The 23,229-nt window shown below is 73.6% G+C and carries 22 protein-coding genes and 1 pseudogene; 10 read left to right on the top strand and 13 right to left on the bottom strand.

Features of this window, described 5'->3' with window-relative positions:
• The first annotated feature begins 48 nt into the window (after nt 1–48).
• Nucleotides 49–1,002 carry a GTPase Era gene (gene era / locus ACIBAI_RS01220; protein WP_399030323.1) on the top strand — a complete coding sequence of 318 codons (954 nt, stop codon included), beginning with the start codon at nt 49–51 and terminating at the stop codon, nt 1,000–1,002.
• Nucleotides 1,003–1,126: 124 nt separating this feature from the next.
• On the opposite strand, the gene ACIBAI_RS01215 is transcribed toward era, so the two are convergent.
• Together ACIBAI_RS01215 and ACIBAI_RS01210 are read right to left on the bottom strand one after the other, a co-directional pair.
• The gene (locus ACIBAI_RS01215; RefSeq protein WP_399030322.1) at nt 1,127–1,393 is read right to left on the bottom strand and encodes a protealysin inhibitor emfourin; all 267 of its coding nucleotides are present in this window, start codon (nt 1,391–1,393) and stop codon (nt 1,127–1,129) included.
• A gap of 21 nt (nt 1,394–1,414) precedes the next feature.
• Entirely contained in the window at nt 1,415–2,482 is a 1,068-nt protein-coding gene (locus ACIBAI_RS01210) for a M4 family metallopeptidase (protein ID WP_399030321.1), read from the bottom strand.
• Nucleotides 2,483–2,819: 337 nt separating this feature from the next.
• Here ACIBAI_RS01210 and leuA point away from each other — a divergent pair, with 337 nt between their 5' ends.
• From leuA to ACIBAI_RS01195, 3 genes are all read left to right on the top strand, one after another.
• Complete coding sequence (leuA, locus tag ACIBAI_RS01205) at nt 2,820–4,541, top strand: 2-isopropylmalate synthase (RefSeq protein WP_399030320.1); 1,722 nt, start codon at nt 2,820–2,822, stop codon at nt 4,539–4,541.
• Between the two features lie 183 nt (nt 4,542–4,724).
• Nucleotides 4,725–5,420 carry a TerB family tellurite resistance protein gene (locus ACIBAI_RS01200; RefSeq protein WP_399030319.1) on the top strand — a complete coding sequence of 232 codons (696 nt, stop codon included), beginning with the start codon at nt 4,725–4,727 and terminating at the stop codon, nt 5,418–5,420.
• Nucleotides 5,421–5,537: 117 nt separating this feature from the next.
• Nucleotides 5,538–6,743 carry an exo-alpha-sialidase gene (locus ACIBAI_RS01195; protein WP_399030317.1) on the top strand — a complete coding sequence of 402 codons (1,206 nt, stop codon included), beginning with the start codon at nt 5,538–5,540 and terminating at the stop codon, nt 6,741–6,743.
• Nucleotides 6,744–6,845: 102 nt separating this feature from the next.
• On the opposite strand, the gene ACIBAI_RS01190 is transcribed toward ACIBAI_RS01195, so the two are convergent.
• Genes ACIBAI_RS01190 through ACIBAI_RS01170 form a run of 5 tightly spaced genes read right to left on the bottom strand, consistent with a single transcriptional unit; the run spans nt 6,846 to nt 13,401 of the window.
• Entirely contained in the window at nt 6,846–7,781 is a 936-nt protein-coding gene (locus tag ACIBAI_RS01190) for a dihydrodipicolinate synthase family protein (RefSeq protein ID WP_399030316.1), read from the bottom strand.
• The gene (locus ACIBAI_RS01185; protein WP_399030315.1) at nt 7,781–8,833 is read right to left on the bottom strand and encodes an oligopeptide/dipeptide ABC transporter ATP-binding protein; all 1,053 of its coding nucleotides are present in this window, start codon (nt 8,831–8,833) and stop codon (nt 7,781–7,783) included. The genes ACIBAI_RS01190 and ACIBAI_RS01185 overlap by 1 nt, the downstream gene beginning before the upstream one ends.
• Complete coding sequence (locus ACIBAI_RS01180) at nt 8,830–10,803, bottom strand: dipeptide/oligopeptide/nickel ABC transporter permease/ATP-binding protein (protein ID WP_399030314.1); 1,974 nt, start codon at nt 10,801–10,803, stop codon at nt 8,830–8,832. Before ACIBAI_RS01180 ends, ACIBAI_RS01185 begins: the two co-directional genes overlap by 4 nt.
• Nucleotides 10,800–11,762 (bottom strand): ABC transporter permease, encoded by a 963-nt coding sequence (locus ACIBAI_RS01175; RefSeq protein WP_399030313.1) that lies wholly within the window; start codon nt 11,760–11,762, stop codon nt 10,800–10,802. The genes ACIBAI_RS01180 and ACIBAI_RS01175 overlap by 4 nt, the downstream gene beginning before the upstream one ends.
• Before the next feature lie 10 nt (nt 11,763–11,772).
• On the bottom strand, nt 11,773–13,401 hold the full coding sequence (locus ACIBAI_RS01170) for an ABC transporter substrate-binding protein (protein ID WP_399030311.1): 1,629 nt from the start codon (nt 13,399–13,401) through the stop codon (nt 11,773–11,775).
• Nucleotides 13,402–13,668: 267 nt separating this feature from the next.
• On the opposite strand from ACIBAI_RS01170, the gene ACIBAI_RS01165 reads away from it, so the two are divergent.
• Nucleotides 13,669–14,388 (top strand): FadR/GntR family transcriptional regulator, encoded by a 720-nt coding sequence (locus ACIBAI_RS01165; RefSeq protein WP_399030714.1) that lies wholly within the window; start codon nt 13,669–13,671, stop codon nt 14,386–14,388.
• A gap of 236 nt (nt 14,389–14,624) precedes the next feature.
• On the opposite strand, the gene ACIBAI_RS01160 is transcribed toward ACIBAI_RS01165, so the two are convergent.
• The gene (locus ACIBAI_RS01160) at nt 14,625–16,121 is read right to left on the bottom strand and encodes an alpha/beta hydrolase (RefSeq protein WP_399030310.1); all 1,497 of its coding nucleotides are present in this window, start codon (nt 16,119–16,121) and stop codon (nt 14,625–14,627) included.
• 573 nt (nt 16,122–16,694) lie between these two features.
• Between ACIBAI_RS01160 and ACIBAI_RS01155 the strand changes: the two genes are divergently transcribed.
• Nucleotides 16,695–17,633, top strand: a complete 939-nt coding sequence (locus ACIBAI_RS01155) for a calcium-binding protein (RefSeq protein WP_399030309.1) — start codon at nt 16,695–16,697, stop codon at nt 17,631–17,633.
• Nucleotides 17,634–17,831: 198 nt separating this feature from the next.
• Here the strand turns inward: ACIBAI_RS01155 and ACIBAI_RS01150 are convergent.
• Nucleotides 17,832–18,110: pseudogene (locus ACIBAI_RS01150) on the bottom strand (DUF397 domain-containing protein); the annotation flags it as partial.
• A 91-nt stretch (nt 18,111–18,201) separates the two neighbouring features.
• On the bottom strand, nt 18,202–18,819 hold the full coding sequence (locus tag ACIBAI_RS01145; RefSeq protein ID WP_399030308.1) for a Scr1 family TA system antitoxin-like transcriptional regulator: 618 nt from the start codon (nt 18,817–18,819) through the stop codon (nt 18,202–18,204).
• A gap of 115 nt (nt 18,820–18,934) precedes the next feature.
• On the opposite strand from ACIBAI_RS01145, the gene ACIBAI_RS01140 reads away from it, so the two are divergent.
• From ACIBAI_RS01140 to ACIBAI_RS01125, 4 genes are all read left to right on the top strand, one after another.
• On the top strand, nt 18,935–19,141 hold the full coding sequence (locus tag ACIBAI_RS01140) for a hypothetical protein (RefSeq protein ID WP_399030307.1): 207 nt from the start codon (nt 18,935–18,937) through the stop codon (nt 19,139–19,141).
• Nucleotides 19,138–19,353, top strand: coding sequence for a hypothetical protein (locus ACIBAI_RS01135; RefSeq protein ID WP_344601933.1), 216 nt, complete (start codon nt 19,138–19,140; stop codon nt 19,351–19,353). The genes ACIBAI_RS01140 and ACIBAI_RS01135 overlap by 4 nt, the downstream gene beginning before the upstream one ends.
• Nucleotides 19,354–19,434: 81 nt before the next feature.
• Nucleotides 19,435–20,181 (top strand): DNA repair protein RecO, encoded by a 747-nt coding sequence (gene recO / locus ACIBAI_RS01130; protein WP_344601931.1) that lies wholly within the window; start codon nt 19,435–19,437, stop codon nt 20,179–20,181.
• A 25-nt stretch (nt 20,182–20,206) separates the two neighbouring features.
• The gene (locus ACIBAI_RS01125) at nt 20,207–21,040 is read left to right on the top strand and encodes an isoprenyl transferase (RefSeq protein ID WP_344601929.1); all 834 of its coding nucleotides are present in this window, start codon (nt 20,207–20,209) and stop codon (nt 21,038–21,040) included.
• A gap of 48 nt (nt 21,041–21,088) precedes the next feature.
• Here ACIBAI_RS01125 and ACIBAI_RS01120 read toward each other — a convergent pair whose 3' ends face one another.
• From ACIBAI_RS01120 to ACIBAI_RS01110, 3 genes are read right to left on the bottom strand one after another with little or no spacing between them, the layout of a single operon-like run.
• On the bottom strand, nt 21,089–21,502 hold the full coding sequence (locus tag ACIBAI_RS01120; protein ID WP_344601927.1) for a Fur family transcriptional regulator: 414 nt from the start codon (nt 21,500–21,502) through the stop codon (nt 21,089–21,091).
• Nucleotides 21,503–21,551: 49 nt separating this feature from the next.
• On the bottom strand, nt 21,552–22,454 hold the full coding sequence (locus ACIBAI_RS01115; RefSeq protein WP_399030306.1) for a metal ABC transporter permease: 903 nt from the start codon (nt 22,452–22,454) through the stop codon (nt 21,552–21,554).
• Entirely contained in the window at nt 22,454–23,221 is a 768-nt protein-coding gene (locus ACIBAI_RS01110) for a metal ABC transporter ATP-binding protein (protein ID WP_399030305.1), read from the bottom strand. Before ACIBAI_RS01110 ends, ACIBAI_RS01115 begins: the two co-directional genes overlap by 1 nt.
• Nucleotides 23,222–23,229 lie beyond the last annotated feature (8 nt).

Here is a 23,229-nt window from a genome sequence, read left to right as displayed (position 1 = left end):
ACGCCCGATGGTGCGGCACGGCTTCGGGGATCAGGGAGAATGGGCGGCATGAGCGTTCGTACCCAGTCATCCGAGCAACCGGTCGAGGCCCTGCACCGGGCCGGTTTCGCCTGCTTCGTCGGGCGGCCCAACGCGGGCAAGTCCACCCTCACGAACGCTCTGGTCGGGCAGAAGGTGGCGATCACCTCCAACCGGCCGCAGACCACCCGGCACACCGTGCGCGGCATCGTGCACCGCCCGGACGCCCAGCTGATCCTGGTCGACACCCCGGGGCTGCACAAGCCGCGCACGCTGCTCGGCGAGCGGCTGAACGACGTGGTCCGCACCACCTGGGCCGAGGTCGACGTGATCGGCTTCTGCCTGCCCGCGGACCAGAAGATCGGCCCCGGCGACCGCTTCATCGCCAAGGAGCTGGCCGGGATCAAGCGCACCCCTAAGGTCGCCGTCGTCACCAAGACGGACCTGGTCGACTCCAAGGCCCTGGCGGAGCAGCTGATCGCGGTGGACCAGCTCGGCAAGGAGCTCGGCATCACCTGGGCGGAGATCGTGCCGGTGTCGGCGACCGCGAACAAGCAGGTGGACCTGCTGGCGGACCTGCTGATCCCGCTGCTGCCCGAGGGCCCGGCCCTCTACCCGGAGGGCGACCTGACCGACGAGCCCGAGCAGGTCATGGTCGCGGAACTGATCCGCGAGGCGGCGCTGGAGGGCGTACGGGACGAGCTCCCGCACTCCATCGCGGTGGTCGTGGAGGAGATGCTGCCGCGCGAGGACCGCCCCGCCGACAAGCCCCTCCTCGACATCCACGCCAACGTCTACATCGAGCGCCCCAGCCAGAAGGGCATCATCATCGGCCCCAAGGGCAGGCGCCTGAAGGAGGTCGGCATCAAGTCCCGCAAGCAGATCGAGGCCCTGCTGGGGACCCCGGTCTTCCTGGACCTGCACGTGAAGGTGGCCAAGGACTGGCAGCGGGACCCCAAGCAGCTGCGCCGGCTGGGCTTCTAGCCCGGCCGCCCCCGGCCCGGTGCGCCGGGGCCGGCACGCCCGCCGGAAGCCGGCCGGGAACCGCGGGACGCGGACCGTCCGCGCGGGCGGCGGCCGACGCCGATCCCCCGCACCGGCACGGGGGTCACGCGCCCTCCTTCAGCACCCGCGAGATCAGCTCGCGCTGTTCGTCCGTCAGCCGGGGGTCCGCGCAGTACACCGTCCTGCCGTCCACGGTGATCTGGTAGCCGAACCCGTCCGGCACCCCGGCCGGCGGCGTGCCCCGGCCGGCGGCGACCGCCCGCTCGGCCAGGGCACGCCACTCGTGCGCGTCCGCGCGCCCCGACGTGTCCACCTCGGCACGGCGCTCGATGCCCGCGAACCCGCCCGTGCACCTCACCTGAATACGCATGGCTCCCTGTCTAGTACGGAACTACCGGGTGCGCACCCCGACCTGCTGCCAGGCCTTCGCCACCGCCTCGCGCTCCTCGCCGTCCCCGTAACGCGCCCGCGCCGCCGACACCGTGAGCGTCGCGAAGTCCGTGAACCGGGCGTCCTGTTCGAGTTCGCCGCCGGTCAGCACGTCGTACCAGATCTGCCCGGCGCGCTCCCAGGCGTGGCCGCCCAGCGCGGTGGCCGCGAGGTAGAAGGCGCGGTTGGGGATGCCGGAGTTGATGTGCACGCCGCCGTTGTCGCTGCCGGTGCGGACGTAGTCGTCCATCGTCGCCGGCTGCGGGTCCTTGCCGAGGACGTCGTCGTCGTAGGCCGTGCCCGGCTCCTTCATCGAGCGCAGCGCCTTGCCGGTGACGCGCGGGGCGAGCAGGCCGGCGCCGATCAGCCAGTCGGCCTCGGCGGCGGTCTGACCCAGCGTGTACTGCTTGATGAGGGCGCCGAAGACGTCCGACACCGACTCGTTGAGGGCGCCGGACTGGCCGAAGTAGGTCAGGTTGGCGGTGTACTGCGTGACGCCGTGGGCGAGTTCGTGGCCGATGACGTCGACGGGGAGGGTGAAGTCGAGGAAGATCTCCCCGTCCCCGTCGCCGAAGACCATCTGCTCGCCGTTCCAGAAGGCGTTGTTGTAATCCCGGTCGTAGTGCACCGTCGCGTCCAGCGGCAGCCCGGCGCCGTCGATGGAGTCGCGCCCGTACGCCGTGAGGAACAGCTCGAAGGTGGCGCCGAGGCCGGCGTAGGCGCGGTTGACGGAGGCGTCCTGGCCGGGGTCGTCGCCCTCGCCGCGCACCTTGTGGCCGGGCAGGTCGGTGCCGTGCCGGGCGTCGTAGACGGTGCGGTGCGGCGTGCCGGGCCCGGCGGCGGGCCGGGCCGCGGCCGGGGCGCCGAGGACCGTGGTCAGCCGGCGGTGGGTGCGCTCGAAGGCGTCGCGCTCCAGGGTGCGGCGCGCGGGGCGGGCGAGGGCCGGGTCCCCGGACCGGGCGAGTGCGTCGAGGACGTGGGGCGGCACGATGGTGCAGAAGACGGGCTCGAAGCCCCCGTGGATGGTCATGTCCGGAACCCTTGCACTGTGTCACCTCGATGTCACCATCAGCCACCGCCATCGGTGAAATACCGTGACAGAGAGGCCTGCTGCCGTGCACGAAGTGGTATACGGCACTCTTTGTCCAGTATTTCTCCACGGTCCCGCATACTGGAACAGGCCCGCGCGTCCGGCGTGGCTCGGCTAGGCTGCGGAGCATCATGCATTTCGGGCTGCTTCTCCTTAGCTGCCGCGGCGAGGGCCTGTAGTCGAGGCCGACCCCCTCCCCGCGGAGCTTGGTGTTGCGTCGTCGGCCGTATCCCCGCACACGCGGACATCGCGGACACCCTTAGGAGCCCACGCGACCATGGTCAACCGCCAGCAGCCCAGTTCCCTGCCGATCCACAAGTACCGCGGGTACGAGCAGGTCGACCTCCCCGACCGCACCTGGCCGAACCGGCGGATCACCAAGGCCCCCCGCTGGCTCTCCACCGACCTGCGCGACGGCAACCAGGCCCTGATCGACCCGATGTCGCCCGCGCGCAAGCGCGCGATGTTCGACCTGCTGGTCAAGATGGGCTACAAGGAGATCGAGATCGGCTTCCCGGCCTCCGGGCAGACCGACTACGACTTCGTGCGCTCCATCATCGAGGAGGAGGGCGCGATCCCCGAGGACGTCACGATCTCCGTCCTCACCCAGGCCCGCGAGGACCTGATCGAGCGCACGGTGGAGTCCCTGCGCGGCGCCCGCCGCGCCACGGTCCACCTCTACAACGCCACCGCCCCGGTCTTCCGCCGGGTCGTCTTCCGCGGTTCGAGGGACGACATCCGGCAGATCGCCGTCGACGGCACCCGCCTGGTGATGGAGTACGCGGAGAAACTGCTGGGCGACGAGACCGAGTTCGGCTACCAGTACAGCCCCGAGATCTTCACCGACACCGAGCTGGACTTCGCGCTGGAGGTCTGCGAGTCGGTGATGGACGTCTGGCAGCCCGGCCCGGACCGCGAGATCATCCTCAACCTGCCCGCCACCGTGGAGCGTTCGACGCCGTCCACGCACGCCGACCGCTTCGAGTGGATGGGCCGTCACCTGTCCCGCCGCGAGTACGTCTGCCTGTCCGTCCACCCGCACAACGACCGCGGCACGGCCGTCGCGGCGGCCGAGCTGGCGCTGATGGCCGGCGCCGACCGCGTCGAGGGCTGCCTGTTCGGGCAGGGCGAGCGCACCGGCAACGTCGACCTGGTCACCCTGGGCATGAACCTGTTCTCCCAGGGCGTCGACCCGCAGATCGACTTCTCCGACATCGACGAGATCCGCCGTACCTGGGAGTACTGCAACCAGATGGAGGTCCACCCGCGCCACCCGTACGTGGGCGACCTGGTCTACACGTCCTTCTCCGGCTCCCACCAGGACGCCATCAAGAAGGGCTTCGACGCGATGGAGGCCGACGCGGCCGCCCGGGGCGTCACGGTCGACGACCTGGAGTGGGCGGTGCCGTACCTGCCGATCGACCCCAAGGACGTCGGCCGGTCCTACGAGGCCGTCATCCGCGTCAACTCGCAGTCCGGCAAGGGCGGCATCGCCTACGTCCTGAAGAACGACCACAAGCTGGACCTGCCGCGGCGGATGCAGATCGAGTTCTCCCGGATCATCCAGGCGAAGACGGACGCCGAGGGCGGCGAGATCACGCCGAAGGAGATCTGGGAGGTCTTCCAGGACGAGTACCTGCCCAACCCGGACAACCCCTGGGGCCGCATCCAGGTGAGGAACGGCCAGTCGACGACCGACCGCGACGGCGTGGACACGCTCACCGTCGAGGCCACCGTCGACGGCGCGGACACCGTCCTCACCGGCAGCGGCAACGGCCCCATCTCGGCCTTCTTCGACGCGCTGCAGTCCATCGGCGTCGACGTGCGCCTGCTGGACTACCAGGAGCACACGATGAGCGAGGGCGCCTCGGCGCAGGCCGCCTCCTACATCGAGTGCGCCGTCGGCGACAAGGTCCTGTGGGGCATCGGGATCGACGCGAACACCACCCGCGCCTCGCTGAAGGCGGTCGTCTCCGCCGTCAACCGGGCATCCCGCTGACCAGCCCGAACGGGTCTTTCCGGGCCCCGCCCGCCGCGCCCCGGCGGGCGGGGCCCCGTCACATACCGGCCATTCCTCGGCCAGGTCACGGAAAGGTCTCCTCCCGGGTACTGACTCCGCCTGCGTGATGTGGCTAACATCACGCCACGCGGCGATGATGCCGCGGGGTTACGGAGGTGCGACGTGCTGCCAGTACGGGGACGAAACGGCCGTGCCGCCGGGCTTGCGCGCGTTCTGGGCGTCCGCACCGCGTGGACGTGCGTCGGCGACGGCGAGTTCTTCTGCCCCGGCTGCGGGGGTGACCGCAACTACCAGCGCCTCACCGGCCGCCGCCGCCTCACCCTCGTCGGCGTGCCGGTGCTGCCGCGCGGCGGGACCGGGCCGGTCGTCGAGTGCGCGGCCTGCCGCCGCCACTTCGGCACCGACGTCCTCGACCATCCGACCACCGTCCGCTTCTCCGCGATGCTCCGCGACGCCGTCCACACCGTCGCCCTCGCGGTGCTGGCCGCCGGCGACACCTGCTCCCGCGCGGCGCTGGAGACGGCCGCGGCCGCCGTGCGCGCGGCCGGGTTCGACGGCTGCACCGAGGAGCAGCTGGCCGCCCTGGTCGAGGCGCTGGCGGCGGACACCGGACGGGTCCACGGCGAGCCCTGCGGGGCGGGCCTGGCCATAGAGCTGCACGAGGCGCTGGACCCGCTGGCCCCGCACCTCGCCCCCGCCGGCCGGGAGGCGGTCCTCCTCCGGGGCGCCCGCATCGCCCTGGCCGACGGCCCCTACACGCCCGCCGAGCGGGACGTCCTCGCGACCGTGGGGGCGGCGCTGACCATCTGCGCCCAGGACGTGAAGCGGCTGCTGGAGGCGGCGCGGACGCCCTCGTAGGACGGGCCGCCGCGGGCCGCCCGGTGACCGCGCAGCCGCCCGTCACGGCGCACCGGCCGGCGCCGTCGACTCCGGCGGGCACGTGACCGACACCGGCCGCCGCCCCCAGGGAGAGGGATGACACCTCCGAGCCGCGCCCTTCTCGTACCGGTCCTCCTCGCCGCCGCCGTGCTCCTCGGCCCGCCGGCCGCCGCCCCCGCCTTCGCCGCCCCCGGCTGCGTCTCCTCCGTGCCGTACGTCTCGGGCGAGGGCGGCTACGACACCTACCGCATCCCCGCCGCGGTCCGCACCCGCGCCGGTACGATCCTCGCCTTCGCCGAGGGCCGGCGGGCCGGCGCGGGCGACTCCGGCGACATCGACGTCGTCCTCAGACGCTCCGCCGACGGCGGCTGCACCTGGGGCCCGATCGCCGTCGTCGCCGCCGGGAACGGCGACACCCGGGGCAACCCGGCCCCCGTCGTCGACCCGCGCACCGGCGCGGTCGTGCTCGTCACCTCCTACAACAGCGGCCGGGTGACGGAGGCGCAGATCATGCGCGGCGAGGTCACGGCGGAGCAGAGCCGCCGGGTGTTCGTGCAGCGCAGCCGGGACGACGGCCGGCGCTTCACGCCCCCGCGCGAGATCACCGCCGCGGTGAAGCGGCCCGGCTGGCGCTGGTACGCCACCGGCCCCGGCCACGCGGTCGCCCTCACCCACGGCCCGCACCGGGGCCGGCTGGTGATTCCCGCCAACCACTCGGCCGCCCCGCCCGCCGGTTCCCCCGACACCGGCCAGGAACCCCGGTACTACGGCGCCCACGCCCTGCTCAGCGACGACGGCGGCCGCACCTGGCGGATCGGCTTCACCGACGACTCCTACGACGGCCACGACAACGCCAACGAGTCCACCGCCGCCCAACTGCCCGACGGAACCCTCTACTTCAACGCCCGCGACCAGCACGGCAGCAGCCCCGGCAACCGCCTCGACACCCGCTCCCGCGACGGCGGCGAGAGCCTGGAGCGCCCCTACGCCGTGCAGCCCGCGCTGAACGACGTGCCGGTCGTCCAGGGCAGCGTCCTGCAGTCACCGGGCCGCGGCGGCCCGCTGCTGTTCTCCGGGCCGTCGGTGCCCACCGCCCGCCGGGCGATGGCGATCTGGCGCAGCACGGACGGCGGGGCCACCTTCACCAAGGCGCTGACGCTGTCCGAGCGGCGGGCCGCCTACTCCGACCTGGTGCCGGCCGGCCGGGACACGGTCGGGATCCTGTACGAGACGGGGACGGCCGGGGCGTACGAGACGATCGAGTTCCGCCGGGTGCCGGCCGGCGAACTCGGCGCGCGTTAGGACCCCCCGGGCGGATCCCCGTGGCGGAAGGAGCGGCGCCCGGCGCGTGCGCCGGCCGTGCGGGCCGGGCCCCGCGACGCCACGGGGATCCGGCGAAGGGCCCTACAGCAGCCCCGCCCCGGCGAGGTACTTGCCCACCCGCGCCACCTCGTCCGGCGACAGCGGCACCTGCGGTTCGGCCGTGGCCGGGCAGGCGATGACGCCCCGCAGGTGCAGCGCGGCCTTGAAGGCGCCGATTGCCGAGGACGCGCCGCCCATCCGGGCCGGGTCGCCGACGTCCACCAGGCCGAACAGGGCGCACAGCCGTTCCTGCTCGGCCCGCGCCCCGTCCCGGTCGCCGGACCGGTGCAGGCGGTCCAGGCGGACGTAGCCGTGCGGGTCGACGTTGGCGAGGCCGGGCACCGCCCCGTCGGCGCCGACCGCGAGCGCCGCGTCGACGATCAGCTCCGAGCCGGTCAGGACGCTGAAGCCGGTGACGCCGGGGCGGGCGCGGACGCCGGTGACGACCTCGCGGAAGCCGCCCAGGTCGCCGCTGGAGTCCTTCAGCCCGGCCAGCACCCCGTCGGCGGCCAGCTCCAGCACCAGGCCGGCGGGCAGCTTGGTGTGCACGGCGGACGGGATGTCGTAGGCGAGGACCGGGACCGGGCAGGCGGCGGCGATCCGCCGGTAGTGGCGGGCGATCTCGGCCGGGTGGGTGCGGACGTAGAACGGGGCGGTGACGACGACGGCGTCCGCGCCCGCCGCGGCGGCGGACGCGGCGTGCTCCAGCACCCGGGGCGTCGTCATGTCGATCGCGCCCGCCAGGACCGGGAGCTGACCGCCGAGGTGGGCCGCGGTGGTCTCCACGACCAGCCGGCGCTGCCGGTCCGTCAGGTGGGCGGCCTCCGAGGTCGAACCGAGCACGAACAGACCGTGCACCCCGCCCGCCACCAGGTGGTCGAGCAGGCCGAGCAGCGAGGGGACGTCCACCTCGCCCTCCGGTGTCAGGGGCGTGCACACGGGCGGAACGACACCGGTGAGCGGGGCGGGGATCGTCATCAGGGCTCCATCGGTCTGCTCTGGCGTACGAGGTCGCGGGTCGACTCGTCCTCCTGCACAGGATGGTGGCAGCGGAAGCGGTGCTCCGGCGTGGACGCGGCGGAGAACCCGGGCATCGTGTCGGCGCACACGCCGTCCGCCTTCCAGCAGCGGGTGCGGAAGGGGCAGCCGCTCGGCGGGCGCGTCGCCGAGGGCACGGGGCCGGTGAGCGGGATCGGCTCGATCGGGTCGAGCAGGCCGGGCGTGGCGGAGAACAGGGCGCGGGTGTACGGGTGCCGGGACCGGTCGGTGACCCGGCCGGCCGGGGTCTCCTCGACGATCCGGCCGAGGTACATGGTGATCACGCGGTCGCTCATCCGCCGCACGGTCTGGATGTCGTGCGAGACGAAGACCAGGGCCAGGCCGAGGCGCTCCTTCAGGTCCAGCAGGAGGTTGAGGATCTGGGCCCGCACGGACACGTCCAGGGCGCTGGTCGGCTCGTCCGCCACCACCAGGTCCGGGTCGAGCGCCAGCGCGCGGGCGATGGCGACGCGCTGGCGCTGGCCGCCCGACAGCCGGCCGGGCAGCGCGTCGGCGAGGGCGCGGGGGAGGCCGACCAGGGACATCAGTTCCCGCACCCGCTCCTCCCGCTGCGCCGTCGTGCCCCGGCCGTGCACGTCCAGCGGGTCGCGCAGGATCCGGCGGACGGTCAGCCGGCGGTTCAGGGCCGTCGACGGGTCCTGGAAGATCATGCCGGTGCTGCCGCCGACGGCCGCGCGGCGTTCGGCCGCCGGCATCGCCCACAGGTCGCGGCCCCGGAACAGCACCCGCCCGGACGTCGGCCGCTCCACGCCCACCAGCACCTTCGCCAGCGTGGACTTGCCGCAGCCGGACTCGCCGACCACGCCGACCGTCTCGCCGGGCGCGATCGCGAGATCGGCGCCGGTGAGGGCGTACACCCGGTCCCGGGTGAACAGGCCGCCGCTGCGGGCCCTGTGCACGACGTGCGCGTCCACCAGTTCCACCAGCGCGGGCGCGGCGCCGCCCCGCTGCGGGTCCGCCGGCGCGGTCACGGGACCACCTCGCTTCCGGTCGCGGCCAGGTCGACGGCCGGGTGGTGACAGGCCGCCGTGTGCGCCGGGGTGCCCCGCGGGCCGGGCGCGGTCGTGCGGCAGACCTCGCTCGCCAGCGGGCACCGGTCGGCGAACCGGCAGCCGGCCGGGAAGTCGGCGGGGGCCGGCACGACCCCCTTGATCTGCGTCATCCGCTCCGCGGCCGACTCCAGCGACAGCACGCTGCCGAGCAGGCCGCGCGTGTAGTGGTGGGCGGGCGCCGCCACCAGGTCGGCGGTCACGCCGGTCTCCACGATCTGCCCGCCGTACATCACCACCACCCGGTCGGTGACGTCCGCGACCAGCGCCAGGTCGTGCGAGACCAGGATCAGCGCGAAGCCCAGCTCCTCCCGCAGCCTCAGCAGCAGCTCCATCACCTGCGCCTGCACGGTCACGTCCAGCGCGGTCGTCGGCTCGTCGGCGACGATCAGCCGCGGGTCGCGGGAGAGCGCCATGGCGATCAGGACGCGCTGGCGCTGCCCGCCGGACAGCTCGTGCGGGTAGCTGCGCAGGGTGCGCGCGGGGTCCAGGCCGACCATCGCCAGCAGCTCGTGCGGGCTGCGCCGGCCCCCGCGCCGCACGACCTGCCTGAGCTGGGCCTGGATGGTCATGGCCGGGTTCAGCGACGACAGGGCGTCCTGGTAGATCATCGCCATCTCGTGGCCGAGGAGCCGGCGGCGCACGCGCATCGGCTCGGCCAGCAGGTCCCGCCCGCCGAAGCGGACCTGCCCGCGCACCCGCGCCCCCTTCGGCTCCAGGCCCATGATCGCGAGCGCGGTCAGCGACTTGCCGCAGCCCGACTCGCCGACCAGTCCGACGACCTCCCCGGGGTGCACCTCGAAGCCGATGCCGTCGACGACGTCCACGCCGCCGTGGCGGTGGTCGAAGCCGATGGCGAGGTTCTCCACCGCCAGCACCGGCTGCCCGTCGCGGGGCACCGCGCGGGCCCGGGAGCGCAGCCGCCGGGCCGCCGCCGCGAGGCCGGGCAGCGGCAGCACCCGGCCGCTGCCCGGCTCGGGCGCCTCCAGCCGGTCGCCGTCGCGGACGTCGACCTCGCGCGCCGAGGGCGCCGCCCACGCGTCGGAGACGCCCTCGGACAGGACGTTCAGCGACAGCACGGTGAGCAGCATCAGCAGCCCGGGGAAGACGGTCGCCCACCAGCCGCCGGTCAGCACCATGTTCTTGCCGTCCGCGATGACGCTGCCCCAGGAGGGGTCGGGCGGCCGGACCCCGGCCCCGATGAAGGACAGCGACGCCTCGAAGACGACAGCCTCGGCGACCTGGACGGTGCAGAACACCAGCACCGGCGCGGCGCAGTTGACCGCCACGTGCCGGACGACGATGTACGGCGTCCGCGCGCCGATCACCCGTTCCGCCGTCACGTAGTCCTCGCCGTACTGGTCGAGCACGTTCGCCCGGACGACGCGGGCCACCGGCGGGGTGAACAGGAAGGCGATCGCGCAGATCAGCACGGTGATCCCGCCGCCGAACACGGCGACCAGGACGGCCGCCAGCGCGATGCCGGGGAACGCCATCACCACGTCCAGGCAGCGCATCAGCGTCTCGTCGACCGCCTTGCGGGAGGTGGCCGCGACCGCGCCGAGCAGGGCGCCGGCGACGAGGGCGAGCGCGGTGGCGCCGAGCCCGATGGCCAGGGACCAGCGGGCCCCGTACATCAGCCGGCTGAGGATGTCCCGGCCGAGGCTGTCCTGCCCCATCCAGTGCTCCGCCGAGGGGCGTCCGGTGCCGTCGACCGGCGGCTGCTGGTCGAGCGGGTCGTGCGGCGCGAGCAGCGGCGCCAGCAGCGCCATGAGGACGACGACGGCGAGGAAGCAGACGGCGGCCTTCGACAGCGGCGGCAGCCGGCGCGGACCGCGCAGCCGGATGCCGGGCCGGGCGAGCGCCTCGGTGAGCCTGTTGCGCGTGATCATGCGGTCGTGTCCCTCAGTCGTGGGTTGACCAGCAGGTGGAGGATGTCGATGACGAGGTTGACGACGACGAAGCCGGCCGCCGTGGTCAGCACGACGCCCTGGACGACGGCCGGGTCGCCGTTCTTCACGGCGTCGATCATCAGCTTGCCCATGCCGGGCAGGGAGAAGATCGTCTCGATGACGACCGCGCCGCCCAGCAGGTAGCCGACGCGCAGGCCGAGCACGGTGAGCGGGTTGATCAGCGCGTTCCGCAGCACGTTCCGCCCCACCACCACGTGCGGCGGCAGCCCGCTGCCGATCGCCGTGCGGACGTAGTCCTTGTCCAGCTCCTCCACCACCGCCGTCCGCACGATCCGGGTGAGCTGGGCGGCGACGGGCAGCGACAGGGCCAGGGCGGGCAGCGTCATCGTCCGCAGCCAGCCCGTGACGGAGTCCGCCGGGTTGACGTAGCCGCCCGTGGGGAACCAGCCCAGGTCCACCGCCAGGTACTGGATCATCAGCAGCGCCAGCCAGAAACCGGGCGCGGCGACCCCGGTCAGCGACACCACGCGGATGATCTGGTCGGGCAGCCGGTCCCGGTGGATCGCGGCCGTCACCCCGCCGGCCAGCGCCAGCACCACCGCGATGCCGAGCCCGAGGAAGGTCAGCTGGAGGGTGAGCGGCAGCGCGGTGGTGACCTGGTCGACGACCGGGGCGCGGGTCAGGGCGCTGGTGCCCAGGTCGCCGTGGAGCAGGTCGCCGACGAAGTGCAGGTAGCGGACGGGGAGCGGGTCGAGCAGGCCGTGCTCCTCGCGGAAGTCGTGCAGCTGCTCGGGCGTCGGGTTGGCGCCCTGGAAGAACGCGGACGCCGGGTCTACGTCCGAGAACCGCATCACCAGGAACACGAACAGCACGATGCCGAGCAGCAGCGGCACCAGCAGGGCGAGGCGGCGGAGCAGGATCCGGGCGACGGCGATCACCGGGGACCCCTCAGGCCCACTTGGCCTGGAGGAGGTTGATGCCGGGGTAGGGCTGGGCCCTTATCCCGGTGAGCTGGTCGGGGTCCCAGGCCGTCATCAGCTCGTTGTGGACGACCGGGTAGAGCACGGCCTGCTCGGCGACGACGTCGATGTAGTCCTGGATCATCGCCTTCTTCCGCTCCGGGTCCGCCTCCCGGGTCGCGGCGTCCATGTCCCGGAACAGCCGCTCGGCGACGGGGTGCCCGGCCCAGCGCGTGTACTGCATCCACAGGTTGCCGGGCCCATAATTGTAACGCATGATCAGGTCGGCGTCCAGGCCGAACTGGTTGGGGTTGGAGGCGGCGGCGACGACCTGGTAGTCCTGCTTCTGGTCCAGTTTGGTGAAGACGGCCGTGGTCTCCTGCGGCGACAGGGTGGTGCGCACGCCGATCGCGTCCCAGGAGGACTTGACGGTCGGCAGGCAGTCGGCGATCCAGCTCACGTTCACCGCGAGGAGGTCGATCTCCAGCCCGCTGACCCCGGCCTGGCGCAGCAGCGCCTTCGCCCGCTCGGGGTCGTGGTCGTAGACGGTCTTCGCCCGCCGGTGGCAGGGGTTGGCCTCGTCCAGGAACGACGTGGACGGCGTCCCGTGCCCCTTGAGCGCCACCTCGACCATCTTCTCGGTGTCGATGGCGTAGCGCAGCGCCTGCCGCACCCGCACGTCGTCGAAGGGCTTGCGCCGGGTGTTGAACATCAGGAACAGGTTGTTCATCCCGGCCCCGCCCGCGACCGTCAGCCCGCTGCTCTCCAGCCGGCCGATGTTGGCGTACGGGATGTTGTCGGCGATCTGCGCGTCCGCCCCGCCCCCGGAGATCTTCGCGACGCGCGGCGCGGCGTCCACGATCGTCAGCCAGTTCATCCGCTTGAAGGCGGGCTTGCGCGGGCCGTTGTAGCCGTCGAACGCCTCGAAGGTGGTGTTGGACTTCGGGTGGTGCGCGGTCTGCCGGTACGGCCCCGAGCCGACCGCCAGCCCCTTGATCGCCTCGTTCCACGCGCCCGGCCGGGAGAACACGTGCTTCGGCATGATCTTCGCCAGCGTCAGCCGCGACAGCCCGTCCGGGAAGGGGAACTTCAGCACCAGCTCCACGGTCCGCGCGTCGACCTTCCGGACCTCCTCCAGCCAGCTCGCGAAGAACCCCTTGGCGAGGGTCTGGGTGTCCGGGTCGAGGATCCGGTCGAAGACGAACACCACGTCGTCGGCGGTGACCGGCTTGCCGTCGTGGAACGTCGCGCCCGCCCGCAGCGTGAACCGCCACGAGGTGCCGTCCGGGTTCTCGGGCACCCGCGTCGCCAGCGCCGCGTACGGCTCGCGGGAGATCGGGTCGGTGTCGAGCAGCCCCTCGTAGATGTGGTGGTTGGCGGCCATGCAGAACGCGGACGCGGTCTGCGTCGGGTCCCAGCTGCCGTCGTTGCCGTACCCGATGACCGCCGTCAGCGTCCGGTCCGGGCCGCCCTCCCCGCCGCCGGTGTCGTTGGTGGACTCCGGCCCGCCGCAGGCCCCCAGCGACGCCGTCACGGCGGCCGCCGCGCCCAGCGCGCCGGTGTGCTTCAGGAACGTCCGGCGGCGCGGCGCCGGCACGTCACGGATCACGTCGCGCACGGTTCCTCCTGCGGGGAGAGGGGGCGGGCAGAGAACTCGTGGGAAGGCGGAGCACGCGGTGAGAGAGGAGGTACGACGTCCTACGTCCTGCGGACAGCGCGACCATAGGAGGGGCCGTGGGGGCGGTCAAGGGATCGCGCACGAATGGCGCAACCGCCACAGGTCGGACCAATGACGCAGCCCGATGGCCGAATCGGCGCCCCGCCGGTCCCGGCGCTCTCCCGGATGCGGTCGGAGGTGGGACGTCCGACGTCCCGGGCGCGTACGATGCGGCGCATGGCCGAGGAGCCCCGGAGCAGCCGGATACAGCGCCAGGTCGTGCAGCTCATCCTCGACCGCAGGCTCGGCGCCGGCGCCCCGCTGCCCACGGAGACGGAGCTGATGGCGGCCTTCGGCGCCAGCCGCAACTCCGTCCGCGAGGCCCTCAAGGCGCTCCAGGCCCTCGACATCGTCGACATCCGGCACGGCTACGGCACCTACGTCGGCCAGGCCTCGCTGACCCCGCTCGTCGACGGCCTGACCTTCCGCGCCCTGGCCCGGCACGACGACGACACCGCCGCCCTCGCCGAGATCCTCCAGGTCCGGGAGGTGCTGGAGGAGGGCCTGATCCGGCGGAGCGCGCGCGTCCTCACCGACGCCGACCTCGACCGGCTGGAGGCGGTGGTGGACCGCATGGAGCGGGCGGGCCGCACCGGCCGGCCCTTTCCCGAACTGGACCGGGAGTTCCACGAGTTGCTGTACGCGCCGCTCGGCAACGCGCTGGTGCCGCAGCTGCTCGGCGCGTTCTGGGCCGTCTTCCGCCGGGTCGCCGGCACCCGCGGCCGGCCCGACCCGCCCGCCGAGGTCACCGTCCGCCGTCACCGCGCCATCGTCGGCGCCCTGCGCGCCCGGGACGTCGAGGCGGCCCAGCGCGCGATGGCGGTCCACTTCCGCGGGATCGCGGCGCGGGCGGCGCGGGGGCCGCGGCCCGGCGGAAGGCGCTGCTGAGCGTCGACGACGCCGCGCTGGACGCCGTGGGGTACCGCACCCGCCCGCACGGCAGCGACCCGGGGGAGCCGTTCGCCGGCATCGTGCGGTGGGCCGACCGGGGGGGGCCGCACCACGGCGCCGGGATCGCCCTGTTGCGCGATTTCCACCGCGCCCGCCCGCGCGGCCCCGTCCTCGCCGGGCGACGGGGACGAGCGGGCCGGCGGGCGCGCCGCGGTCCGGTCACGGAGCGTCGCTCAGCGGCAGCGGACGTCCGCGGCGGGCCGCTCGCCGGTGGCCAGGAAGCGGGAGACGGCGCGGTCGCCGCAGGCGTTGCCGTGGGCGAGGTAGGCGCCGTGGCCGGTGGAGTCCACGGTCACCATGACGGCACGCCGGCCGAGCGCCGCGCGGAGTTTCCGGGCGCCGCTCAGCGGGGTGGCCACGTCCCGCTCGTTCTGGACGAGCAGGACGTCGGACGGCCCCCGGTCGGTGATCCGCACGGGCGTCTCCTTCGGCGGGTACGGCCAGGCGGCGCAGACCAGGGCGTTGCGGGGCATGCCCGCGGTGAGCGGGTGGGTGACCCGGCTCCTGGCGACGTCCTGCTCGTAGGCGGCGGCCGACGCGGGCCACGCGGCGTCGTTGCAGACGGTGGCGACGCTGACCGCGGTGACGTTCTGCAGGGCCGCCTCCGGCGGGGTCTGGGGGGCGGGCGGCACGGTGCCCCTGCGGGCCGCCCGGATCAGTTTCGCCAGGGTGGGGTAGCCGCTGGGCCGGTACAGGCTGTCCAGCATGGTCTGGCGCAGCACGTTGCCGTTCAGCTCCTCGGGGTTGGCGCCCGGCCAGGGGATCGGCTCGCGGTCCAGGCGGGCGGCGAGGTCCAGGAACAGCGGCCGGACCTCGGCGGCCGTCCCGGCGATCCGGTCCGGGTTGCCGGGCGCCGACGCCCAGGCGGCGAAGTGGGGGAAGACGTCCTCGACACCGGTCTCGTACGCGGCGAGCCAGGCGCGCTGCACCCGCACCGGGTCGGGGTTGTCGTTGCTGTCCAGCACGATGCGGTCGGTGCGGTGCGGGAACAGCTGGGCGTAGACGGCGCCGACGTACGTGCCGTACGACACGCCCCACGCGGAGATCCTCCGCTCGCCGAGGGCGGCCCGGATGCGGTCGATGTCGCGGGCGTTGACCGGGGTGCTGATGTGCTTGACCAGCTCACCGCCGTTGCGCGCGCAGGCCGCGGACACGCGCCGGGCGACGGCCATGTTCTCGTCGACGGACCCGTCCGGGGCGGGCCAGGGCCGCAGCTTGGACAGGGCGAGGTCGGCGCGGTCGAGCCCGCAGTCGACGGGGGTGGACGGGGCGTTGCCGCGGGGCGCGAACCCGATCAGGTCGTAGGCGTCCCGCACCTCCTGCGGCAGCTTCCGCCCCTTGCCCGACGGGTCGTTCAGACTGCTGCCGCCGGGACCGCCGGGGATCAGCAGCAGCGCGCCGCGGCGGGCGCCGGGATTCTCGGCGGGGATCCGGGAGACGGCGATGCCGACGGTCCGCCCGTCCGGGTGGGCGTGGTCCAGGGGCACCTCGACGGTGGCGCACCGCTGCCGGGGGTCGAGGCCGGAGCCTTCGCAGGCCCCCCAGGACAGGGGCGGTGCGGCGGCGGCTCGGGACGGGCCGGGCGCGCCGGAGGCGTTCAGGGGTGCGGCGAGGGCGAGTAAGGCGGCGGAGGCGGAGGCGAGGGCGACGGTTCTCGTGATCGGCTTCATGGGAGGAGCCTCCCGGACCGCCGGGGCCGGGCCCATCCGGCCGGCGGCCGTGCCGGGCGGGGGTCTGCCCCACAGGGGTCCCGTAGGGGTGGGGACCACGGATCCGGGCCCGCTCCGCTCCTGCCGGTGACGCGGCCGCCCCCTCCCGGGCGGGTTCCGCGCGCCCCGGACCGTCGCGCAGCCCGTCCCCACCCGCGCCCGTCCCCCTCCGCGCCCGTCCCCCTCCGTACGTGTCCCCCTCCGTGCGTGTCCCGCGCACGGACCGCCACGACCAGGGGCCCCGGAAACAGCGCCGCGCCGGTCCTCTCCCCGCCCGGCGCGCCGGCCGCTCACGACTCCGGACCCTCCTCGGTGAACATCCGTCCCATTCCGGTGAATTCACGTCGAACGGCGTCTTGCGGGCGGATGGCGCATCGTGCAGGGCCGGGTCAACACCCCTAGTCAGCGCTTTCGCCGCGGTCCGCGCCGGGGGGCCGCCGCCGTGTTCCCGGGTGAGCCGGAACGCAACCGACGGTCCGCTCCGGCAGTCACATGCGGGTGTAAGGAACCCGTTCACCTCATGGAGGCCGTGTCATGTTCTCCCACCACGCCAGCCGCCGGGGATCCCGTACCGCGGCGGCGCTGACGCTCGCTCTCGGCGCGGGGCTGGCCGTTCCGCTCGTCCTGGCGGGCCAGGCCGGCGCCGGGACGCCGTCGGCGACCGCCGCTCTGCGCCCGTACGATCAGGCGATCGTCTACACGGCCGCCCCGGGCCAGGCCAACAAGGTGACCGTCGACGCGTCGGCGAGCGAGGGACGCACCGAGATCACCTACGTGATCGACGACGAGGTGCCGATCGACGCGGGGGACGGCTGCGCCCACCCGGACGACGCGGACCGCACCAAGGTCTCCTGCACGATCGCCACCCCGGAGAGCCAGGACCCGTACCCGACCTTAGACGTGATACTCGGCGACGGCGACGACACCCTCGCCTACCGCAACGCCACCGGCCAGACCTACTACCACGCCCGGATCGAACTGGGCGACGGCAACGACACGGCGACCCACGCCGGCAGCACCGACGGCAACACCGTCTCGGGCGGGGCGGGCGACGACGATCTGACGGTCGGCAGCGCCGGAGTCGTGTACGGCGACGAAGGCGTCGACATGATCCACGCCGCCGACGGCACCATCGCGCAGGGCGGCGACGGCGACGACGTGATCTTCTCGGACGGCGAGGGCGGCTCCGTCGACGGCGGCGCCGACGACGACGTGATCCACGGCGGCGCGGGGGACCAGGACCTGTCCGGCGGCGACGGCAGCGACACGATCTACGGCGAGGCCGACGACGACCGCCTGTACGGCGGCCGGGGCAACGACTTCCTCTACGGCGGCACGGGCAACGACGTCCTGTACGGCAACAGCGGCAACGACACGATCTACGGCAACAGCGGCAACGACGAGCTGTACGGGGGGCCCGGCACGGACACCCTCTCCGGCGGCCCCGGCACGAACGTCGTCCGCCAGGACTGACGGCGAGCCGGCCGCCCGGCGGCCGGCGGAGGAGCCGTCCGGTGGCTCCGGGGCGTTCTCCGCGGGAGCGCGGCGTCCGCCCACCGGACCGCGTCCGCGCCTTCCGGGCAGGCCGGACCGCTCCGACGGGGTGGGGGCATACCGTCCGCCCCCGCCCCGAGCCACCGCTCGGCGGACGGGGGCGCCGACGGCGCGTACGAACTCCGTCCGGGCCGCCGGTCCGGTCACCGGCACCGGACCGGCGGCCGCCTTGCCGCCCCGGACCGGGACGGCGCCGGGGACTCCGGCGGCGACCTCGACGCAGTTGCCGCCGTTTCCGTCGCCGTAGGTGCTCCTGCGCCGGCGAGCGCTGCTCAGGGCGTACGCGCGCGTCGTCTGAAGTCCTCCGCCGCCGACCCGGCCGGGGCCAGGGACGCCTCCGGCGACGGCGCGGCGGCCCGGGGCGGATCGTATGCCGACCGTGCCCGCGCCCCCCACGGTCGGATCGTCCAGCGGATTCCCCGAATACACCGCTTCCGCGGGGGCCGTTGGCGGCGCGTCTCGAATCCCGTGATCCGCAGGTCACCGGTCATGCCGGAGGACGCCCCGCCGCGTACGGCAGCGCCCGCGCCGACACCGTCCGCTCCCTGGCCGGTGCCGCGACGTGCTGCGACCGCCCGGCCGTGACGGCCGGACCGCCGACCGGGATGCGCGGTACGTCCTCGCGCAGGAACACCCGATGCACGGGGCGTGCAGCGTCCTCGAGGACGTCCGCGCGCTCCGGGCGGCCGGACACCTCGTCCTCGGCGGACCCGTCCGGCGCGCACGGGTTCATCGCCGCCGTGGCGGCTCTCGCATACGTATCCGTCCGCAGCGGTCCGGGAATCAGCGCGGGCGCGAACTCGCCGATCCTGACCGCGAGTCGCTCCGGCTTCGCCGTCGGAGCGAAGTAATCCGCGTATCGCCGGTCGACAATCGGCTTGCGGCGCAGCCGCTCGAAAATACCGTCGGTTTGCTGTATCCCGTCGATCCGCTGCGCCGCATCCACCCGAGGCTTCCGAATCGCCTGTTCGAAATGGCCGATGCGGCCGCCGGGCGCGAATACCCGTGCTCCTGGCCCGGCCCGGGCGAGTCCCGCATTCTCGCGCCGGCGTTTCGGTTCCGTTCCGAAGAGCTCCCACGCCGCCATTCGTGAAGCGTTGGCCATGGGCAACTCCCTTGTTGAACTTTGCACTTGTAGGGCGCGGGCGCCTGCTGAGTGTAGAAGTGAGACGGCACTCCAGGGGCGGGAAGAATGAGAATGGAAAAGGAAGGGGAGCACGGTGACGGCACAGCACTCGGTGCACCGCGTCGAAGAAGCGGAGGAAACGGTGAAAGAATTGCGGACAGCGTTGGCGAAGGCCGGAATTACTCTGCCGTCGCTCGGGTTGGACCCGGTGAGTCTTGCGCGGGAGGCGCCCTGTCCGCTCGTCGAATTGGGCCGGTGCTCGGTGGACACCGCCCGGCGGCTCGCGGCGGTGCTGCGATGAGGCCGCCCGTCGGAGCGTACGTCGTGGACACGTGTACGGGCCGGGTCGGCATCGTCATGGGCCACGAGGGGCCCTATGTGCAATTGCGTCCGCACGGAGGCGGAAAGGAGTGGGACGCGGAGCCGCGCGCCGTGCGCCGCGCCACCCTCGCCGAGCGGCTCAGCGCGGCGACGGCCTACGAGAACGCCCGCAGCCGCGGTGAGGTCCCGTGATTCCCGCGCCGAGGCCGCGCGCCCCGGGCCCGTCCCCGGGGCGCGGCCCGGCGCACGCCCGGCGTGCGGGAGAATGGGGCCATGAGTCTGTTCCGCGACGACGGCATCGTGCTGCGCACCCAGAAGCTGGGCGAGGCGGACCGGATCATCACGCTGCTCACCCGCGGTCACGGACGGGTACGCGCCGTGGCGCGGGGCGTGCGGCGCACCAAGTCGAAGTTCGGGGCGCGACTGGAGCCCTTCTCCCACGTCGACGTGCAGTTCTTCGCCAAGGGCAGCGAACTGGTCGGGCGCGGGCTGCCGCTGTGCACGCAGAGCGAGACCATCGCCCCGTACGGGGGCGGGATCGTGACCGACTACGCCCGCTACACCGCCGGGACGGCCATGCTGGAGACCGCCGAGCGGTTCACCGACCACGAGGGGGAGCCGGCGGTCCAGCAGTACCTGCTGCTGGTCGGGGCGCTGCGCACGCTCGCCCGCGGCGAGCACGCCCCGCACCTCGTCCTGGACGCCTTCCTGCTGCGCTCCCTCGCCGTCAACGGGTACGCCCCGAGCTTCGGTGACTGCGCCCGGTGCGGCATGCCGGGGCCGAATCGGTTCTTCTCGGTGGCGTCCGGCGGCTCGGTCTGCGTCGACTGCCGGGTGCCCGGCAGCGTCGTGCCGTCGCCGCAGGCCCTGGAACTGCTCGGGGCGCTGCTGACGGGAGACTGGGAGACCGCGGACGCGTGCGAGCCGCGGTACGTCCGGGAGGGCAGCGGGCTGGTGTCCGCCTACCTGCACTGGCACCTGGAGCGCGGTCTGCGCTCCCTTCGGTACGTGGAAAAGTAAGCGAGTCTGAGGAGACGAGAAGCACATGGCCGTACGCGGGTTCCTGGGGCGTCAGCGCCGGGAGTACAGGACGCCGGAGCCGCACCCGTCCGGCGCGCGGCCCCCGAAGCTCCCCGGGGAGCTGATCCCGAGCCATGTGGCGATCGTCATGGACGGCAACGGACGGTGGGCCAAGGAGCGCGGGCTGCCGCGCACCGAGGGGCACAAGGTCGGCGCCGAGCGGGTGCTGGACGTGCTGCAGGGCGCGATCGAGATGGGCGTCGGGGCGATCTCCCTGTACGCCTTCTCCACCGAGAACTGGAAGCGGTCCCCGGACGAGGTGCGCTTCCTGATGAACTTCAACCGGGACTTCATCCGCAAGACCCGCGACCAGCTTGACGAGCTGGGCGTGCGGGTGCGCTGGGTGGGGCGGATGCCCAAGCTGTGGAAGTCGGTGGCCAAGGAGCTCCAGGTCGCCCAGGAGCAGACCAAGGACAACGACCGGCTCACCCTGTACTTCTGCATGAACTACGGCGGCCGGGCGGAGATCGCGGACGCCGCGCAGGCCATCGCCGAGGACGTGCGGGCGGGGCGGCTCGACCCGTCGAAGGTCACGGAGAAGACCTTCGCCAAGTACCTGTACTACCCGGACATGCCGGACGTGGACCTGTTCCTGCGGCCGAGCGGGGAGCAGCGCACCTCGAACTACCTGCTGTGGCAGAGCGCGTACGCCGAGATGGTCTTCCAGGACGTGCTGTGGCCCGACTTCGACCGGCGCGACCTGTGGCGGGCCTGTGTCGAGTTCGCCTCCCGCGACCGGCGGTTCGGCGGGGCCGTCCCGAACGAGGAGTTGCTGGCGATGGAGGGCAGGCAGCAGTAGGGGGAGGGGAACCCCGGGGGGCCCGCGCCCCCCGGCGTCCGCCGGGCGCTACGACTTCGCCGCGCACTCCGCGCACGTGCCGAAGATCTCCACCGTGTGCGCCACGTTCACGTACCCGTGCTCGGCGGCGATGGCCTCGGCCCACTTCTCCACGGCCGGGCCCGCCACCTCGACCGCCTTGCCGCAGCCGCGGCAGACCAGGTGGTGGTGGTGCTCGCCGGTGGAGCAGCGGCGGTAGACGGACTCGCCGTCGGAGGTGCGCAGGACGTCGACCTCGCCGGCCTCGGCGAGGGACTGGAGCGTGCGGTAGACGGTGGTGAGCCCGACCGCGTCGCCCTTGTGCTTGAGCATGTCGTGGAGTTCCTGCGCGCTGCGGAACTCGTCGACCTCTTCGAGGGCCGCCGCCACGGCGGCGCGCTGCCGGGTGGCGCGGCCCTTCACGGACGGTCCAGCGGTCGTCACCGGTTGCCTCCTCACGTCTGCGTCCTGCCGGGCCATTGTGCCAGCCCGGTCAGACACCGGCCCCGCGCTCGGCCCCGCGGCTGGCCGGAATCGCGCACTCCGCGGGGTCGCCGGGGGGCTGGGCGGCGGCCAGCGCCCGCGCGCGCCGGCGGGCCAGCGGGGCGGCCAGCGCGGTCAGCAGGACGAAGGCGCCGATGGTCAGCAGCACGATCGTCGCACCGGGCGGCACGTCCTGGTAGTACGAGGTGATCGTGCCGCTGAGGGTCACGGTCACGCCGATGGCGACGGCGATCGCGAACGTGGCCGCGAAGCTGCGGCTCAGCTGCTGGGCCGCCGCCACCGGGACCACCATCAGCGCCGAGACCAGCAGCAGGCCGACGACGCGCATCGCGACCGTCACCGTCACCGCCGCCGTCACCGCCGTCAGCAGGTTCAGGGCGCGCACCGGCAGGCCGGTCACCCGCGCGAACTCCTCGTCCTGGCTGACCGCGAACAGCTGGCGGCGCAGGCCCAGGGTGACCAGGACCACGAAGGCGGCCAGCAGGCAGATCGCCGTCACGTCCGACTCGCTCACCGTCGACAGGGAGCCGAACAGGTACGACGTGAGGTTCGCGTTGGAGCCGGTGGGCGCCAGGTTGATGAACATCACGCCGCCGGCCATGCCGCCGTAGAAGAGCATCGCGAGGGCGATGTCGCCGCGGGTGCGGCCGTACCAGCGGATCAGCTCCATGAGGACCGCGCCGAGGACGGAGACCAGCGTCGCCATCCACACCGGGGACCAGGACAGCAGGAAGCCGAGGCCGACGCCGGTCATCGCCACATGGCCGATGCCGTCGCCCATCAGGGCCTGGCGGCGCTGGACCAGGTAGACGCCGACGGCGGGGGCCGTGACGCCGACCAGGACGGCGGCGAGCAGGGCCCGCTGCATGAAGGCGTAGTTCAGGATCTCCATCAGCTCAGCAGTCCCGTGCGGATCGGTTCGGCGCCCGCCGGTGCGTGCGGGTGCACGTGGTCGTGGCCGGGCAGCGCGTGCTGGCCGACGGCCTTCGGGGGCGGGCCGTCGTGCAGCACGCAGCCGTCGCGCAGGACGACCGCCCGGTCGATCAGGGGCTCCAGGGGACCCAGCTCGTGCAGGACCAGCAGGACGGTCGCGCCCTGGGCGACCTGCTCGCGCAGGGTGTCCGCGAGCACCTCCTGGCTGGCCAGGTCGACGCCCGCCATCGGCTCGTCCATGATCAGCAGCTCGGGCTCGGGGGCGAGCGCGCGGGCGATCAGCACACGCTGGTGCTGGCCGCCGGACAGGGCGCCCACCGAGTCCTTCGCCCGGTCCGCCATGCCGACCAGGTCCAGGGCGCGGCGCACGGCCGCGCGGTCGGCCTTGCGGAAGACGCCGAAGCGGGTGCGCGAGAGGCGGCCCGAGGAGACCACCTCGTTCACCGTGGCGGGCACGCCGCCCGCGGCGGTGGTGCGCTGCGGGACGTAGCCCACGCGCGCCCAGTCGCGAAAGCGCCTGCGGGGCGTGCCGAACAACTCGATCTCGCCGGCGCTGACCGGCACCTGCCCGATGACGCTGCGCACGGCCGTCGACTTGCCGGAGCCGTTCGCGCCGAGCAGCGCGACGACCTCGCCGCGGTGCACGGTGAGGTCGATGCCGCGCAGGACGGGGCGCGAACCCAGCTCGGCGCGGACGCCGCGCAGGGATATGACGGGCTCGGTCATGCCGCCCT

The sequence above is a fragment of the Streptomyces sp. NPDC051041 genome (genome assembly GCF_044456065.1).
GTDB lineage: Bacteria > Actinomycetota > Actinomycetes > Streptomycetales > Streptomycetaceae > Streptomyces > Streptomyces glaucus.
This window is presented reverse-complemented; position numbering and strand designations above follow the sequence as displayed.